Here is a 14,864-nt window from a genome sequence, read left to right as displayed (position 1 = left end):
TTTTTGACTTTGATTGATCTAGCTTTCCCACTTTCTTTTGGTCAGTTGCCCACTCTATGTCTCCTTTCAAAGGCCAGACCGGCCTGAAACGCATCCTCAATGCCTCCGGTTATTCGCTGGATGGTCTGCGCGCCGCCTTCACCGGTGAAGCCGCTTTTCGGCAGTTGGTGTTGCTCAACGTCGTTTTGATTCCGCTGTCGTTTTTTCTGGATGTCAGCCGCGTCGAGCAGGCGCTGCTGATCGCCGTGTGTCTTCTGGCGCTGATTGTGGAGTTGCTCAACTCTGCGGTCGAAGCGGCGATTGACCGTATCTCGCTCGAGTTGCACCCTCTGTCGAAAAACGCCAAGGACATGGGCAGCGCTGCTCAGTTTGTGGCGCTGACCATGATCGGTCTGGTGTGGGCAGTGATTCTGCTTTAAGCAATATTAGGCAATACGATCTCGTCGCTGCGCTGAACCCCAGCGGTAAAAGCGCGGCACAGGTCGAGGAATTCGCGCATCGCCGAGGTCTGATATTTCTGTTTGTGCCAGATGAAGTAGAACTGCCGGGCGAGATCCAGGTCCGGTGTTTCCACCGGCACCAGGCTGCCACGGCGAAACGCGTCGCGTAGCGCCAGGCGCGATATGCAGCCAATCCCCAAACCTGATTCCACCGCGCGTTTGATCGCTTCGGTGTGCTCCAGCTCAAGACGAATGTTCAATCCGCTGCGATGATGACGCATGGCCTGATCAAAGGTCAGCCGAGTACCTGAGCCCTGTTCACGCAAGATCCAGGCTTCCTGACTGAGTTCGTCCATCGTTGCCGCACCGCGGCTGGCCAGCGGATGTTGCGGTGCGCAGAACACTACCAGCTCATCTTCCACCCAGCTCTGCACCTCGATGTCCGGGTGGCTGCAATCGCCTTCAATCAGACCCAGATCAATTTCATAGTGAGCGACTTGTTGCACGATGTTGGCGGTATTTTGCACGTGCAGCTTCACCTGGCTTTCCGGGTGACGTTGCATGAAGCTGCCGATCAGCAAGGTCGCCAGATAATTGCCGATGGTCAAGGTGGCGCCGACCGCCAGCGAGCCGAAACCTGACTTGCCGTTTAGCAAGTCTTCGATCTCCTTGGCCTGATCGAGCAGTGCCACCGCTTGCGGCAGTAACTGTTTACCGAGGGCGTTGAGGCTCAGCCGTTTGCCGGCGCGATCAAACAGCTGGCAGCTGGATTGGCGCTCGAGTTCGGTGATCGAGGTGCTCGCCGCCGATTGTGAGAGGTTGAGCGTCAGCGCGGCACGGGATACGCTTTCCTGCTGGGCGACGGCGACGAATACTTGAAGTTGACGGAGAGTAAATCGCATATCTATATAACCGATAACCCTTATCTTAATAATCCATTTAACAGATATTGTTACTGCTATTAGAATGCGATGCAATTGCGCACAACTGTTTTTTTCAAGCAGCAGGCGCCAAGCACGCGCAGACCAAATTCCCAGGAGTCCCACGTACATGAGCAACATGAACCACGAGCGTGTCCTCAGTGTTCATCACTGGAATGACACTCTGTTCAGCTTCAAGTGCACCCGCGATCCGGGCCTGCGCTTCGAGAACGGTCAGTTCGTGATGATCGGCCTGCAACAACCCAACGGCCGGCCGCTCATGCGGGCTTACTCGATTGCCAGCCCGAACTGGGAAGAGCATCTCGAGTTTTTCAGCATCAAGGTGCCTGACGGTCCGCTGACTTCCCAGTTGCAGCATCTGAAGGAAGGCGACGAGATCATCATCAGCAAGAAGCCTACCGGCACGCTGGTTCTGGATGACTTGAAGCCTGGCAAACATTTGTACCTGCTCAGTACAGGTACCGGTCTGGCGCCGTTCATGAGCGTCATCCAGGACCCGGAAACCTACGAGCGTTTCGAGAAAGTGATCCTTTGCCACGGCGTGCGTTACGTCAACGAAGTCGCTTACCGCGAGTTCATCACCGAGCACCTGCCGCAGAACGAATTTTTCGGCGAGTCCCTGCGTGACAAGTTGATCTACTACCCGACCGTGACCCGCGAACCGTTCGAGAACGAAGGCCGTTTGACCGACCTGATGCGCAGCGGCAAGCTATTCAGCGACATCGGTCTGCCACCGATCAACCCGCAGGACGACCGCGCCATGCTGTGCGGTAGCCCGAGCATGCTCGACGAAACCAGCGAAGTCTTGAACAGCTTCGGCCTGAAGGTTTCGCCGCGTATGCGCGAGCCGGGTGATTACCTGATCGAGCGAGCATTTGTCGAGAAGTAAGAAACCACTGCACTGCTCTACTTGTGGGAGCGAACCTGCTCGCGATAGCGGACTGTCCGTCAACGTCATCGTTGAATGTTACGCCGCCATCGCGAGCAGACTCGCTCCCACATGGGTTTGATGGTGACCATCGAAAAGCCCGCGTTGCCTTCAGAGGTAGCGCGGGCTTTTGCGTTTTTGGCGTTCAACCCTTAACGGTAATAACTTCCAGGACCCGGATCAGACCCACCTCGGGGTAATGCCAACGCACATCCACATCCCACAATTGCGCGCCGTATTCACGCTCCGGGACCGTGGTTTGATACGCCGGGCGCGGATCCTGCGCCAGACATTGCTCAATCAGGGCAACCAAGGGCTCGTCAAGGCGCTGAGCATGCTCGTGAGCCTGGATCAGCGCCGTATCCGTCCACTGCACAGCAATCAGCTGCGGCGCTGCGCTGGCGATGGTGTTGGAGGCCGAGTCGATGATGTCGGCGTACGGCACGTAGGGCTTGATGTCGAGAATGGGTGTGCCATCCAGCAGATCAATGCCGGATATCCACAGGCGATCGGCCTCCACCTTATCCAGCTTGACCACGGATTGACCGATGCCATTCGGCCGGTGCGTGGCTCGGGTGGCAAAAACGCCCATGGATTTGTTGCCACCCAGGCGAGGAGGGCGGACTTTCAAGCGCGGCTTGTCCTCCAGCGCCTGATGAAACAGAAACAGTAGCCAGACGTGGCTGACCTGCTCCAGACCTTGCACGGCTTCGCCCTGATTGAAGGGTGCGACCAGTTCCAGTACACCGCGAGCGGCCGGGGCCAGTTGTGGCTGGCGCGGGATGGCGAACTTCTCCTTGAAGCAGGAGCGCACGAAGCCGATCGGGGAAACGCTGTAGGTCATGGTCTGGGGTCGAGGCGGGAATCTGGGCGGGCATGATAACCCGATCAAACTGAATTCAGGGGTGCTTGTGCCGGCCACTTCGCGAGCAGGCTCGCTCCCACAGGTGATCTATGGTGCACAGGAGATCCAGTGTGGGAGCGAGCCTGCTCGCGATGGCCGCAACGCGGATTACAGACTGAACCCACCATCCAGAGGAATAATATTCCCGGTCATATACGCTCCCGCCGTACTCGCCAGACTGATCGCCAGCGCCGCCATTTCTTCCTCACGCCCCCAACGTTTCATCGGAATCAACGCCGTATCCTCCGCCAGCGCCTGCTCATCGTTCCCGATATGCTGGGTCATCTTGCTCGGAAACCGTCCTGGTGCAATCACGTTGACGTTGATGTGCTGACCCACCAGTTCTCGCGCCAGAATCCGCGACAATTGATGCAGCGCTGCCTTGCTCGGCCCATAGGCGTAAGCCTGTTCGCCGAAGGACGAAAATACCCGCCACTGAGCCGATGTTGATGATGCGCGCCGGATTTGCGGCCGAGCCGGCTTTGCGCAGCAGGGGCAGAAACTGCTGGATGCAGTTGAACACTGAGGTCACGTTGAGCTGCATGACTTTTTCCCAGCCCTTCACCGGATAGCTTTCCAGCGGGGCACCCCATGTGGTGCCCGCGTTGTTGACCAGGATGTCCAGATGCGTGATCTGTTGTCCCAACCGCGTCGCCAGTTGCTGTACGCCCGCTTCAGTGGCGAGGTTTGCTGCGACCCCGTGGCATCGGCCAAGCGCACTGAGTTCGTCAGCCGTTTGCTGGCAGGCTTCGGCATCGCGGGAGCAGACGTAGACGGTGGCGCCGGCCTCGACATAAGCCTTGGCAATCATTTTGCCAATACCACGGGTGCCGCCGGTCACCAGAGCGGTGCGGCCTTGCAGGGAAAAGTATGGGTGCATGGCAAATCCTGAGAGCTGAGGGTGATTACACCCTAGTCGTCAGCCGCATGAAGCGGAGCCACTATTTTTGCGAGGAATGGGGGGCCATTCGGCCCAGATACAAGCTGCAAGCTGCAAGCTGCAAGAGGATCGGGTTCCGCTTCAAGCTTGCAGCTTGCAGCTTGCAGCTTTTTTACGCTCTCACTCGCAGAGTGAGCCCCTTGAGGAAGTTGCGCAGCAACTGGTCGCCGCACGGGCGATAGTTGGTGTGGCCGAACTTGCGGAACAGTGCGCTCAGTTCCGGCTTGGAGACCGGGAACTCGGAAGCTTTGAGAATGGCGTGCATGTCGTCTTCCTTCAGTTCGAAGGCCACACGCAGTTTCTTCAGGATGATGTTGTTGGTCACTGGCGTTTCGATCGGCTGCGGCGGACGGCTTTCGTCCTTGCCGCGTTTGAAGGTCACCAGGCCATCAAGGAAATGCGCCATGACCTCGTCCGGGCAACGTACGAAGCCTTCTTCGTCCTCCTCTTTCTTGTCGAGGTACGTCTGCAAATCCTCGAGGCTCACGTCCATGCCGCCGAGCTTGATGATCTCGATGACTTTCTTGTCGCTGATGTCGAGCATGTAGCGCACGCTGCGCAGTACGTCGTTATGAATCATGGTGTGCAATCCTGATATTCAGCAGTGGGCGCCGCTTACACAGCGACGCCGAAAAAGTGGGGCGGCGTGACAAGTCTTAAAACTTTTCTTTGCCGGACAGGTAGCGCCATTGGCCCAGCGGTACTTTGCCGATGGACACGCCGCCTATGCGGATGCGCCGAATCGCAACGACCTTGAGGCCTACGGCCTGGCAGAACAGGGCGATGACCCCCGGTTGCGGGTTCTTCATCGCAAAGCGCAGACGGTTTTCGTTCTGCCAGCTGGCTTTCACCGCCGGCAGTTCCTTGCCCTTGTACGTCAGGCCGTGATTCAGACGGTTGAGGCCGTGAGCCACCATCTCGCCTTCAACCTCGACCACATACTCCTGCTCGATTTTTGCGGCATCGGCGGTCAGCTTGCGCAGGATCTTCCAGTCCTGAGTGAACACCAACAGACCGCTGGCGTTGGCCTGCAGATCAGTGCTGGCGGTCAGGCGCAGGAAGTGGCCCTTGAGCGGGCGTTTGCTGAAGCGATGTTCTTCGCTCAGGGTTTCGGCGCTGATGGTAGCCATGGCCGTTTCCGCGTCCATGTCAGCAGGAACGTTGAACAGAATAGTCACCGGCTCTGGCGCAGTAGCCTGGGCTTGCGGATCGAGCTCGACCTTCTGCGTGTCGACCTTGAATTGCGGCTCGTCGATGACCTCACCGTCCACGGTGACCCAGCCGCCCTCAATGAACAGCTCAGCCTCCCGACGGGAACAGCCGACGAGTTCGATGAGGCGTTTGGAGAGACGAATCGGGTCAGTCATGACAGGGCCGTAACAAAAAAGGGGTAGGCATTGTACCTGCCTGGCGCCGGTTAATCGCGGGTCCATTTCAGTACGGCTGAATTTCCTGTGGGAGCTGGCCTGCCAGCGATTGCATCACCTCGGTGTATCTGACAAACCGTAGCGTCTGCATCGCTGGCAGGCCAGCTCCCACAGGGGTTCTATGGCGTCAGGCATGTTGTGAACGCTGCTGGTTTTGGCGCAACCGCATGTGCAGCAACGGATAAGGCTGATCCATCCCGTCCACCTCCGAGCGGCCGACCACCTCGAAACCCTGCTTGAGGTAAAACGCCAGCGCCTGGGTATTCTGCTCGTTGACGTCCAGCTGATCGGCGTTGAACTGCTCCATGGCGTAACGCAGCAACTGCTTGCCCAAACCCTGACCCCGATGGGCCGGATCGATGAACAGCATTTCAATCTTGCCCACCGCGACCCCGGCAAAACCGGTGATGCGTTGCCGCGAATCTTTGGTGCAGACCAGCATCACCGCATCCAGGTAGCGGGTCAGTACCAGATTTTTCAGCAGTTCAATGTAGCTGTCGGGCAGAAAATCATGGGTGGCGCGCACCGAGGCTTCCCATACCCGCGTGAGTTCCACGTAGTCGCGCTGTCTCGGCGTGTGAATGACCGAATGTTGGCCCATGGCCGGGGCTCCTTGAGTCGTTGGTGTCATGCGTCCTTTTCACCCTCAAACGATAGACCTAAAAAAGCCCCGCATCTCGCCAGGAGAGCAGGGCTTTCGTATTTTTTGCTTTTAGATCTGTTCAGCCCACAGGTCGTATTCGTCGGCATCGGTCACTTTGCACCAGACTTTATCGCCCGGTTTCAGGTTGCTGCCGTTGTCGATGAACACGTTGCCGTCGATTTCCGGGGCATCGAAGAAGCAGCGGCCGACCGCGCCTTGCTCGTCGACTTCATCGACCAGCACTTCGATTTCACGGCCAACGCGCATTTGCAGACGTGCCGAGCTGATCGCTTGCTGATGCGCCATGAAGCGGTCCCAGCGATCCTGCTTGACGTCGTCCGGCACGATCTCCAGGTCCAGCAGGTTGGCCGGCGCGCCTTCAACCGGCGAGTACTGGAAGCAGCCGACGCGGTCGAGTTGGGCCTCGGTCAGCCAGTTAAGCAAATACTGGAAGTCTTCTTCGGTCTCGCCAGGGAAGCCGACGATGAAGGTCGACCGGATGATCAGGTCCGGGCAGATCTCGCGCCAGTTCTTGATGCGCGCCAGGGTCTTGTCTTCAAACGCCGGGCGTTTCATTGACTTGAGGACTTTCGGGCTGGCGTGCTGGAACGGGATGTCCAGGTACGGCAGGATTTTCCCGGCAGCCATCAGCGGAATCAGCTCGTCGACGTGCGGATACGGGTAAACATAGTGCAAGCGCACCCATACGCCGAGGCTGCTCAGGGCTTCGCAGAGTTCGGTCATGCGGGTTTTCACCGGCGCGCCGTTCCAGAAACCGGTGCGGTATTTCACGTCGACGCCGTAGGCGCTGGTGTCTTGCGAAATCACCAGCAACTCTTTGACGCCGGCCTTGACCAGGCGCTGGGCCTCGTCGAGCACGTCGCCGACCGGACGGCTGACCAGTTTGCCGCGCATCGAGGGGATGATGCAGAAGCTGCAGCTGTGGTTGCAGCCTTCGGAAATCTTCAGGTACGCGTAGTGACGCGGCGTCAGCTTGATCCCTTGCGGTGGCACCAGATCGATCAGCGGGTTGTGATCCTGGCGCGGCGGCACGGCGTCATGCACGGCATTGACCACTTGCTCGTACTGCTGCGGACCGGTCACGGACAGCACGCTTGGGTGAATCTTGCGAATGTTGCCTTCTTCCACGCCCATGCAGCCGGTAACGATGACCTTGCCGTTTTCCTTGATCGCTTCGCCGATCACTTCCAAAGATTCAGCCTTGGCCGAATCGATGAAGCCGCAGGTGTTCACCACCACGACGTCTGCGTCCTGATACGTGGACACCACGTCATAGCCTTCCATGCGCAGCTGGGTAAGGATGCGCTCGGAGTCGACCAGTGCTTTGGGGCAACCCAGGGATACGAAACCAACCTTTGGATTGGCCGGCGCAGGAGCTGTGGACATGTCTAACCTCGGTATTTGTGACGCCTGATGCCGAGGGCGGCAAGGCGGCTGACGGGCACTTGGTATGCCTCTGATCAAAAAGTGCGCAATTCTAGCGATGGGACGCGCACTTGACCAGCTTTATGCGGGGAAATACGACGAGTGCTGCGCTATGCTTCGCGGTTTTGAGCTTTATCGATTTTTCGCAGTCAACAAAACGTCTGTAACAGTTAGTAAAACAGCGCATGCTGCGCAGCTAAGCATAGTGCTTTTTCCGAAGAAGTCCGGTCTGGGTATCAGGAGTGTGGGATGGGTCAGGCAAGTAGTCAGACGGCGGGCGCGGAACATTCGGCGGCGAAGCCGATCGGCATGTTGGTCGCAGCGGTCGGGGTAGTTTATGGCGACATCGGCACAAGCCCTCTGTACACCCTCAAGGAAGTGTTCTCAGGAGGTTACGGCGTGCCCGTCAATCATGACGGCGTGCTGGGGATTCTGGCACTGATCTTCTGGTCGCTGATTTGGGTGGTCTCGATCAAATACATGATGTTCGTGCTGCGGGCCGACAACCAGGGCGAGGGCGGCATCATGGCCTTGACCGCGCTGGCTCGGCGCGCGGCGGCAGGGCATGCGAAGTTGCGTAGCCTGCTGGTGGTTTGCGGTCTGATCGGCGCGGCGCTTTTTTACGGTGACAGCATGATCACCCCGGCGATTTCCGTACTGTCGGCGGTAGAGGGCCTGGGCCTTGCGTTCGATGGCATCGACCATTGGGTGGTGCCATTGTCTTTGATCGTGCTGGTCGCGCTCTTTTTGATTCAACGTCACGGCACTGCGCGAATCGGCATTTTGTTCGGCCCGATCATGGTCACCTGGTTTTTGGTGCTGGGCGCGTTGGGCGTCTACGGCATCCTGCAACACCCCGAAGTGTTGCAAGCGATGAACCCGGCCTGGGCCGTGCGCTTTTTTGTCGTGCATCCGGGCATGGGCGTAGCGATCCTTGGCGCCGTGGTGCTGGCCTTGACCGGCGCCGAGGCACTGTACGCCGACATGGGCCACTTCGGCCGCAAGCCGATTGCCCGCGCTTGGTTCATCCTCGTGTTGCCGGCGCTGATGCTGAATTACTTCGGGCAGGGCGCACTGCTGCTCGGCGACCCGGAAGCAGCACGCAACCCGTTCTATCTGCTGGCGCCAAGCTGGGCGCTGATTCCGCTGGTTGGTTTGTCGACCATGGCCACGGTGATTGCCTCGCAAGCGGTGATCTCCGGTGCGTTTTCCCTGACCCGTCAGGCGATCCAGCTCGGCTATATTCCGCGCATGCACATCCAGCACACCTCCAGCGCCGAACAGGGTCAGATCTACATTGGCGCGGTTAACTGGTCGCTGATGGTCGGCGTGATCCTGCTGGTGCTGGGTTTCGAGTCTTCCGGCGCGCTGGCTTCGGCTTACGGCGTGGCCGTGACCGGCACCATGCTGATGACCACCATCCTGGTGTCGGCGGTGATCCTGCTGCTGTGGAAGTGGCCGCCTATTCTGGCGGTTCCGCTGTTGCTCGGTTTCCTGCTGGTGGACGGTCTGTACTTCGCCGCCAATGTGCCGAAAATCATTCAGGGCGGCGCGTTCCCGGTGATCGCCGGTATCGCACTGTTCGTCCTGATGACCACCTGGAAGCGCGGCAAGCAGCTGCTGGTCGAGCGCATGGACGAGGGCGGGCTGCCGCTGCCGATTTTCATCAGCAGTATTGCCGTGCAACCGCCGCATCGGGTTCAGGGTACCGCCGTGTTCCTCACCGCGCGCCCGGACGCTGTGCCCCACGCGTTGCTGCACAACCTGTTGCATAACCAGGTGTTGCACGAACAAGTGGTGCTGCTGACGGTGGTATACGAAGACATCCCGCGCGTACCTCCGACCCGTCGCTTCGAGGTCGAGTCCCACGGTGAAGGCTTCTTCCGGGTGATCCTGCACTTCGGCTTCGTCGACGAGCCGGATGTGCCGCAAGCGCTGACATTGTGTCACCTGAGCGACCTCGATTTCAGCCCGATGCGTACCACCTACTTCCTCAGCCGCGAGACGGTCATTGCCTCCAAACTGGAAGGCATGGCCCGCTGGCGCGAGGCGTTGTTCGCGTTCATGTTGAAGAACGCCAATGGCAATTTGCGTTTCTTCAATCTGCCGCTGAATCGGGTGATTGAGTTGGGGACGCAGGTGGAGATGTAAGGCTGCGGCATCAAAAAGCCCCCGTTGCCGTGAAGGTGGCGGGGGCTTTCTTGTACGCGGGCGAGGACAGTTGGTCGCTCTTGCTCGATTGGCGGTTGATAGATGTCTAATTCAACGCAATACTTTGCGTAGAACTGTGTGTTCAATTTGCATGTTGGTGTAGAGAGGTGAGTATGACGGCATTACTAGAGCGTGCTGACCAAGCGATATCTGTAACAGCGATGGTCAGGGGCTTCAGCGCGAGGCTTAAGGAGATTTCCAGTCGCGCCACTGAGCGATTGGTCATTTTCAAAGACAATCAACCAGCAGCGGTGATCATCAATGTCGATGCCTATCAGGAAATGCTCGACGAGCTGGATGACCTTCGGATTGAAGTCGCCGCTCGGGAACGCTTGACCGGTTTTGATGAGGCTCAGGCAGTCAGCCATGACGATATGCGGGCACGGTACGCCAGAAAAGACTAAAGGAGCTGGGGATGGTGTGGGGCGTTATCTATCACCCGGATGTCCAAAAGGATCTGGACCTACTGGGAGCTGTTGCGGCAAATCGCATTCTGGATGTGATCGAAGAGCGGATTATCAACGGTGAGCCAGACAAGAGCGGTAAACCACTGAGAGCGAGCCTCGCAGGTTGTAGACGAATTCGAACTGGCGACACGCGGATTGTTTATCGAGTTAACGGGAAGGCGATCCAGGTATTGATTGTTGCGGTCGGTGCTCGACGTGACGCAGAGGTTTATGACGCCGCAGAGCGTCGATTGTAAGCAAAAGCCCTCGTTGCCTTCACGGTAGCGGGGGCTTTTTGTTTGCGGCTCAGATTACTCTTGAGCGACTTTGCCCTGCCGCTTCTCGATCACGTCCACCAGCCGCTTGGCCAGCGCCGGGTAGTTCTCGTCGAAGTGATGACCGCCCGGCAGCTTGATCGCTTCACCAACAGCCGTCTTGTCGGTGCAGCCGCTTTCATCGGCTTCTTCTTCACCGTAGATGCACGCGACCTTAGCGGCGGGCAATCTGGCCATTTCCGGGCCGGTGGCGGCTTCTTTGCCGGCGTTGCCCAGCCAGCCCTCGACTTCGATTTCGAAGCTGCCGGTGCGGGCGAAGGCGAGCAGGATGATGGCGTCGATGCGTTGCTGTTCGGACGGTTCCAGACGGTTGTAGATTGCCGGCAGGACATCGGCTCCGAAGGAGTAGCCGGTGAGGATGAAGCGTTTGGTGCCCCATTTCTGCCGGTAGTGCTGCATCAACTCGGTCAGGTCGAGCGCACTTTGCTCGGGACTTTTGTGCTGCCAGTAGTAGCGCAGGGTGTCGATGCCGACCACCGGATAGCCGATCTTGGCCATTTCTCCAGCGACGTCTTTATCTAGATCCCGCCAGCCACCGTCGCCGGAGAGGAACAGGGTGACGGTGTCCTTGGCCTGACCCGCCGGCACTTCCACGACCGGGATCTGCAAGCCGCCAGCGGCCTTGTCACCACCGACGAGAATTTTGCGCAGTTCGTTGTTCAGCACCTGCGGCAGATTGATGTCGTAGTCGCTGATGCTGGTCTCGGCGTTTGGTTGATCGCGTACGAAACCGGCGCTGGTGTCGTCCGGGTTGTCATTCCAGGCAACCAGCCAATGGCCGTGGGTTGCGCTTTTTGGCAGCAAGTGGGTGCAGCCGGGTTTTTCCAGGGCCAGGTCGACCGAGACAGCCTGAGCCTTGTTGTCCTTTTGCTCCGACAACCAGCGCCAGGCCAGCACGGCGCCCGGACCAATACCGCTGACCAGCGTCGCCGGGCCGTTCAGCGCTCTCAATCCGGTTTGCAGGGCGCGAGTTTGCAGCAGGCAATCCGTCGGCAGGATCACCTGGACGATCTGCGCCGAGCCTGAGCGGCTCAACGTCATCAACTGTTTATCGCTAAGTTTCTGCTCGGCATTCACTGCCACCAGCACTTGCGCGCGCGGTGCGTTACCTGGAATGACGCGGGTCATGGCAGGGCCGTCGGCCGCCGTCAGCGTTTCGAGTGTCGGTTCGGGCGCAGGGCGGTTCATATACCAATAAGCGCCACCGACAATCACGGCCAGCACTAGTAGCGTGGCCAATACATAGCGCAAGGAGCGTCGAATCATCAGCGTTTCACCAGTCCAGTCAGGCCGCCGGCAATCAGGGCGGCGGTGTCGGCCAGCGCAACCAGCGGATCGAGTCCGGCGGGCACGGCCATATAACGGGGTTCCCAGTCTGGCTGGAACTTGTCTTTGAAGCGGCGCAAGCCTTGGAAGTTGTACAGCTGCTCACCACGGCGGAACACCATCGAACCCAGGCGCTGAGTCAACGGTGCGCCACGCCGGGGCTGCAAGCCCGACAGCGGCACCATGCCCAGGCTGAAGCGCGCGTAGCCATGACTCTTATAATGTTGAAGAAGGCCGACCATCATGAATTCCATGGTCAGCTTGGGGGCTTGCGGGTGCGCGCGCATCAGGTCAAGGCTGGCCAGATCGTGACTGTAAGTCTCGAGCAGGTTGGCGAACGCCACCGGTCGCCCTTCGAAACGAATCACCGCGATGCGGAAGTGTTTAAGGTAGTCGTCGCTGAAACGGCCGAGCGAGAAGCCTTTCTCGCGCACATTCTTGCCCGTCAGCCAGGCATCGGAAATCACCTTGAGCTCATCCATCGGCGCCTGCCCGGGTTCATGGATCTCCAGCGACAGGCCATCGCGAGTGCCACGATTCCAGGTGTATCGCAGGTCTTTCATCTCTTTGCCTTTGGCTTCGAGATCAAAACGCAGCAAATCGACCCGTGCCTCTTCGCCGAGCTTGATCGCCGTGAGACCGATGTCCATGTAGTAAGGCAGGTTCTCGGCGCGCACTTGATAGAACACGGGGCGGGCGTGATGCAGATCGCAGAGGTCACGGAACTGCCAGATCATTTCCGCGCGTTGCAGGCCGGGACCGATCGGGTCGTACAGGGCCACCAGGCTACGGCCCCGCCGCGCGTACATCAGAAAGGCTTCGTCATTGGGATGAAACAGCAACGCCTTGTCGCCGGTCAGGGCCAGGCCGCCGTCCGGTTGCGCAGAAGCCATGAGGATTTTTGCCGCGCGATCCAGTTCATCCGGTGTCGGCAGGTGGATGACCGGGCGTGCAGTGCGCAGCAGCCAGGTCAGCGAGACCACCAGCAACAGCACGGCCGCGCCCAGTAGCGAGCGCAAACCGCGCGGCGCATCGGCGTCCAGGGTGAACTGCCACCACAGCTGATGGCTATAAGGAACATCTTGATAAGCGAACAGCAACAGCCAGATCGATGCCCCCAGTACGCACAGGCTCGACACCAGATACAGCGGCGAAAAAGGCAGTTCAGTCAGGCGGCTGGGGCGATAGAACGAACGCCGAAAAACCCCGAGCAAACTCGCGGTCAGCGTCATCAGGCAGGCTTCTTCCCAGTCGAACCCTTTGAGCAGCGAGAGCAGGGCGCCGACCAGCAGTAAAATGGTGGTCAGCATCCACGCGGCTGACAAACGCCGACGCAAGCCCTGAGCCAGCAACAAGCACAGCACACCGACCAGGCTGGCGCCGAAGTGCGAAGCGTCGACCAGGCGATGCGGGATCAGAAAACCGATGTGTTCCAGGCGGGTGTCAATCTCCGGGGTCACGCCGGAAAACAGCAGCACCACGCCGGACAGAAATACCAGCAACGCAAGAATCGGCGCCGCCATACCCGACGCCGCACGCAGGCTTTGACGTGTCTGAAACAGGCGCTGGCCTTCGTTGATCAGCAGCAGCAAGCAAGCGACCAGCAATGGCAGCACGACATAAATCAGCCGATAGAGCAGAAGCGCAGCAGCCAGCGGAGCGGCGCCCAGTTTATCGGCGAAAGCGGCCAGCAGAATGGCTTCGAAGACGCCCACTCCGCCGGGCACATGGCTGAGTACGCCCGCGGCCAGGGCCAGCAGATACACGAGCAGGAACGCACCGAACGGTGGCGCTTCTGGCAGCAACAGATAAAGCACGGTGGCTGCGGCGGCAACGTCGAGGGCGGTAATGATCAGTTGCAGAAAAGTCAGGCGGCGACCCGGAAGACGCAAGGTGCGGCGCCCGGCCTTGACCAGCAGGTTGTCCGGGTAAGGCTGCTCCGGCAGGCGGCGACGGTAGATGCCGATGGCCAACGCGGCGAACAACACCAATACAGCGGCAGCGACTGTCCCCAGCAATGTTTCCGAAAAACCCAGCGCAGCGGAAGCCGCGGGCAGGTTGCTCAATGTTGCGAGCGCCGCCAGCGGGGGCAGGGCGCAACCGAGCGAGAGGCTGGCAAACAGGGTCATGTGAGCGACTTCCGACGCTCCCAGGCCGTGACGCGCATATAGCCGGTAACGAACCGAGCCGCCCGACAGCATCGAGAGACCGATGGCATTGCCGATCGCGTAGGCCGTGAAGCCGCCCAGTGCGAGAGTACGCGGTGCTAGGCTCACGCGGGCATAGCGGCTGGCGGACCATTCGTATCCGAGCAGGATGATGAAGCCGACAATGGTCGCCGCCACCGCACCGAGCAATGCCGGCTTTGGCACATTGAGAATCGAGTCGTGCAGCGCGTACAGGTCGAGTTCGCTGAGCAGATGACGACAGGCAATAAGCGCGATGGCGAACAATAGAAGCGTCACCGTCAGGCCGATGGGCTGACGGTATTTGCTCACACGATCGAGCAAGCGCAAACGCTCGGCTTTGATCGGTTGTGTCGCGGTGACGGAGTCTTGTGAATCAGACGAGTTGGCGCGCATCAATCACCTCTTGGATTGTGCGCGACAGGATGGGGGTATCCAGCCGAGTTACCAATCCCTGCAAGAAAAAATAATTCCAAATATTACGCCGCATGCTGTTTATCGGCGATGGCGATGCAGTCTCGAGCGGTCCAGAGTTCAGGTCTGAGCGTGGTTCTGTCTCGAAAATTGCTGGCCGAGACCATGTGTCAAAGCGAGGCATGTCATTGTTGCGAAGAGGTTTTTTAGCGGACACAAAAAAGGCCACTCTTTCGAGTAGCCTTTCTTGATGTTTGGTTGCGGGAGCCGGATTTGA

14 protein-coding genes and 1 pseudogene are annotated in these 14,864 nt (G+C 59.1%); 5 read left to right on the top strand and 10 right to left on the bottom strand.

The genetic code is table 11. The features are described 5' to 3' along the window. Positions 1 to 56 precede the first annotated feature (56 nt). A complete protein-coding gene (locus tag F8N12_RS08520) occupies positions 57 to 419 on the top strand; it encodes a diacylglycerol kinase (RefSeq protein WP_150580063.1) in 363 nt (120 codons plus the stop codon). Here F8N12_RS08520 and F8N12_RS08515 read toward each other — a convergent pair. Continuing rightward, positions 416 to 1,342: a LysR family transcriptional regulator gene (locus F8N12_RS08515; RefSeq protein WP_150580062.1), complete on the bottom strand. Its 927-nt coding sequence runs from the start codon at positions 1,340 to 1,342 to the stop codon at positions 416 to 418. The two genes, F8N12_RS08520 and F8N12_RS08515, sit on opposite strands and share 4 nt — an antisense overlap. A 148-nt stretch (positions 1,343 to 1,490) precedes the next feature. On the opposite strand from F8N12_RS08515, the gene fpr reads away from it, so the two are divergent. Then, positions 1,491 to 2,270 (top strand): ferredoxin-NADP reductase, encoded by a 780-nt coding sequence (gene fpr, locus F8N12_RS08510; RefSeq protein ID WP_007947184.1) that lies wholly within the window; start codon positions 1,491 to 1,493, stop codon positions 2,268 to 2,270. Positions 2,271 to 2,454: 184 nt separating this feature from the next. Here fpr and tsaA read toward each other — a convergent pair whose 3' ends face one another. The 6 genes and pseudogenes from tsaA to rimO form a co-directional block, all read right to left on the bottom strand. Beyond that, positions 2,455 to 3,153 carry a tRNA (N6-threonylcarbamoyladenosine(37)-N6)-methyltransferase TrmO gene (gene tsaA, locus F8N12_RS08505; protein ID WP_150580061.1) on the bottom strand — a complete coding sequence of 233 codons (699 nt, stop codon included), beginning with the start codon at positions 3,151 to 3,153 and terminating at the stop codon, positions 2,455 to 2,457. Positions 3,154 to 3,321: 168 nt separating this feature from the next. Then, positions 3,322 to 4,093: pseudogene (locus F8N12_RS08500) on the bottom strand (SDR family oxidoreductase). Positions 4,094 to 4,265: 172 nt separating this feature from the next. Further along, positions 4,266 to 4,733, bottom strand: coding sequence for a DUF1456 family protein (locus F8N12_RS08495; protein ID WP_150580060.1), 468 nt, complete (start codon positions 4,731 to 4,733; stop codon positions 4,266 to 4,268). A 76-nt stretch (positions 4,734 to 4,809) separates the two neighbouring features. Continuing rightward, a complete protein-coding gene (locus F8N12_RS08490) occupies positions 4,810 to 5,520 on the bottom strand; it encodes an rRNA pseudouridine synthase (protein WP_150580059.1) in 711 nt (236 codons plus the stop codon). 187 nt (positions 5,521 to 5,707) lie between these two features. Next, on the bottom strand, positions 5,708 to 6,181 hold the full coding sequence (locus F8N12_RS08485; RefSeq protein ID WP_150580058.1) for a GNAT family N-acetyltransferase: 474 nt from the start codon (positions 6,179 to 6,181) through the stop codon (positions 5,708 to 5,710). A 111-nt stretch (positions 6,182 to 6,292) separates the two neighbouring features. Further along, on the bottom strand, positions 6,293 to 7,630 hold the full coding sequence (gene rimO / locus F8N12_RS08480) for a 30S ribosomal protein S12 methylthiotransferase RimO (RefSeq protein WP_150580057.1): 1,338 nt from the start codon (positions 7,628 to 7,630) through the stop codon (positions 6,293 to 6,295). Positions 7,631 to 7,918: 288 nt separating this feature from the next. Between rimO and F8N12_RS08475 the strand changes: the two genes are divergently transcribed. The 3 genes from F8N12_RS08475 (at position 7,919) to F8N12_RS08465 (ending at position 10,583) form a co-directional block, all read left to right on the top strand. Beyond that, positions 7,919 to 9,820 carry a potassium transporter Kup gene (locus F8N12_RS08475; protein WP_150580056.1) on the top strand — a complete coding sequence of 634 codons (1,902 nt, stop codon included), beginning with the start codon at positions 7,919 to 7,921 and terminating at the stop codon, positions 9,818 to 9,820. A 173-nt stretch (positions 9,821 to 9,993) separates the two neighbouring features. Further along, positions 9,994 to 10,284: a type II toxin-antitoxin system Phd/YefM family antitoxin gene (locus tag F8N12_RS08470; protein ID WP_150580055.1), complete on the top strand. Its 291-nt coding sequence runs from the start codon at positions 9,994 to 9,996 to the stop codon at positions 10,282 to 10,284. 11 nt (positions 10,285 to 10,295) lie between these two features. Further along, positions 10,296 to 10,583, top strand: a complete 288-nt coding sequence (locus F8N12_RS08465; RefSeq protein WP_150580054.1) for a type II toxin-antitoxin system RelE family toxin — start codon at positions 10,296 to 10,298, stop codon at positions 10,581 to 10,583. A gap of 54 nt (positions 10,584 to 10,637) precedes the next feature. Here F8N12_RS08465 and F8N12_RS08460 read toward each other — a convergent pair whose 3' ends face one another. The 3 genes from F8N12_RS08460 to F8N12_RS27795 all read right to left on the bottom strand — a co-directional run. Next, positions 10,638 to 11,927 carry a virulence factor family protein gene (locus tag F8N12_RS08460; protein WP_150580053.1) on the bottom strand — a complete coding sequence of 430 codons (1,290 nt, stop codon included), beginning with the start codon at positions 11,925 to 11,927 and terminating at the stop codon, positions 10,638 to 10,640. Next, positions 11,927 to 14,569: a bifunctional lysylphosphatidylglycerol flippase/synthetase MprF gene (gene mprF / locus F8N12_RS08455; RefSeq protein WP_150580052.1), complete on the bottom strand. Its 2,643-nt coding sequence runs from the start codon at positions 14,567 to 14,569 to the stop codon at positions 11,927 to 11,929. The genes F8N12_RS08460 and mprF overlap by 1 nt, the downstream gene beginning before the upstream one ends. Beyond that, the coding region (locus tag F8N12_RS27795; RefSeq protein ID WP_224787682.1) for a hypothetical protein at positions 14,550 to 14,864 on the bottom strand (315 nt) is incomplete at its 5' end. The genes mprF and F8N12_RS27795, both read right to left, overlap by 20 nt.

Origin of the sequence: Pseudomonas fluorescens (genome assembly GCF_902497625.1) — a bacterium.
Taxonomy (GTDB): Bacteria; Pseudomonadota; Gammaproteobacteria; order Pseudomonadales; family Pseudomonadaceae; genus Aquipseudomonas; species Aquipseudomonas fluorescens_BQ.
The sequence above is the reverse complement of the archived record's forward strand: the minus strand, read 5'-3'. Positions and strand labels throughout refer to the sequence as shown.

Coding starts and splice junctions, on each gene's coding strand:
- F8N12_RS08460 (WP_150580053.1), bottom strand. CDS start 11,927: ATGATTCGACGCTCCTTGCGCTATGTATTGGCCACGCTACTAGTGCTG.
- mprF (WP_150580052.1), bottom strand. CDS start 14,569: ATGCGCGCCAACTCGTCTGATTCACAAGACTCCGTCACCGCGACACAA.
- F8N12_RS08475 (WP_150580056.1), top strand. CDS start 7,919: ATGGGTCAGGCAAGTAGTCAGACGGCGGGCGCGGAACATTCGGCGGCG.
- F8N12_RS08490 (WP_150580059.1), bottom strand. CDS start 5,520: ATGACTGACCCGATTCGTCTCTCCAAACGCCTCATCGAACTCGTCGGC.
- F8N12_RS08485 (WP_150580058.1), bottom strand. CDS start 6,181: ATGGGCCAACATTCGGTCATTCACACGCCGAGACAGCGCGACTACGTG.
- F8N12_RS08515 (WP_150580062.1), bottom strand. CDS start 1,342: ATGCGATTTACTCTCCGTCAACTTCAAGTATTCGTCGCCGTCGCCCAG.
- F8N12_RS08495 (WP_150580060.1), bottom strand. CDS start 4,733: ATGATTCATAACGACGTACTGCGCAGCGTGCGCTACATGCTCGACATC.
- F8N12_RS08520 (WP_150580063.1), top strand. CDS start 57: ATGTCTCCTTTCAAAGGCCAGACCGGCCTGAAACGCATCCTCAATGCC.
- tsaA (WP_150580061.1), bottom strand. CDS start 3,153: ATGACCTACAGCGTTTCCCCGATCGGCTTCGTGCGCTCCTGCTTCAAG.
- F8N12_RS08470 (WP_150580055.1), top strand. CDS start 9,994: ATGACGGCATTACTAGAGCGTGCTGACCAAGCGATATCTGTAACAGCG.
- F8N12_RS08465 (WP_150580054.1), top strand. CDS start 10,296: ATGGTGTGGGGCGTTATCTATCACCCGGATGTCCAAAAGGATCTGGAC.
- rimO (WP_150580057.1), bottom strand. CDS start 7,630: ATGTCCACAGCTCCTGCGCCGGCCAATCCAAAGGTTGGTTTCGTATCC.
- fpr (WP_007947184.1), top strand. CDS start 1,491: ATGAGCAACATGAACCACGAGCGTGTCCTCAGTGTTCATCACTGGAAT.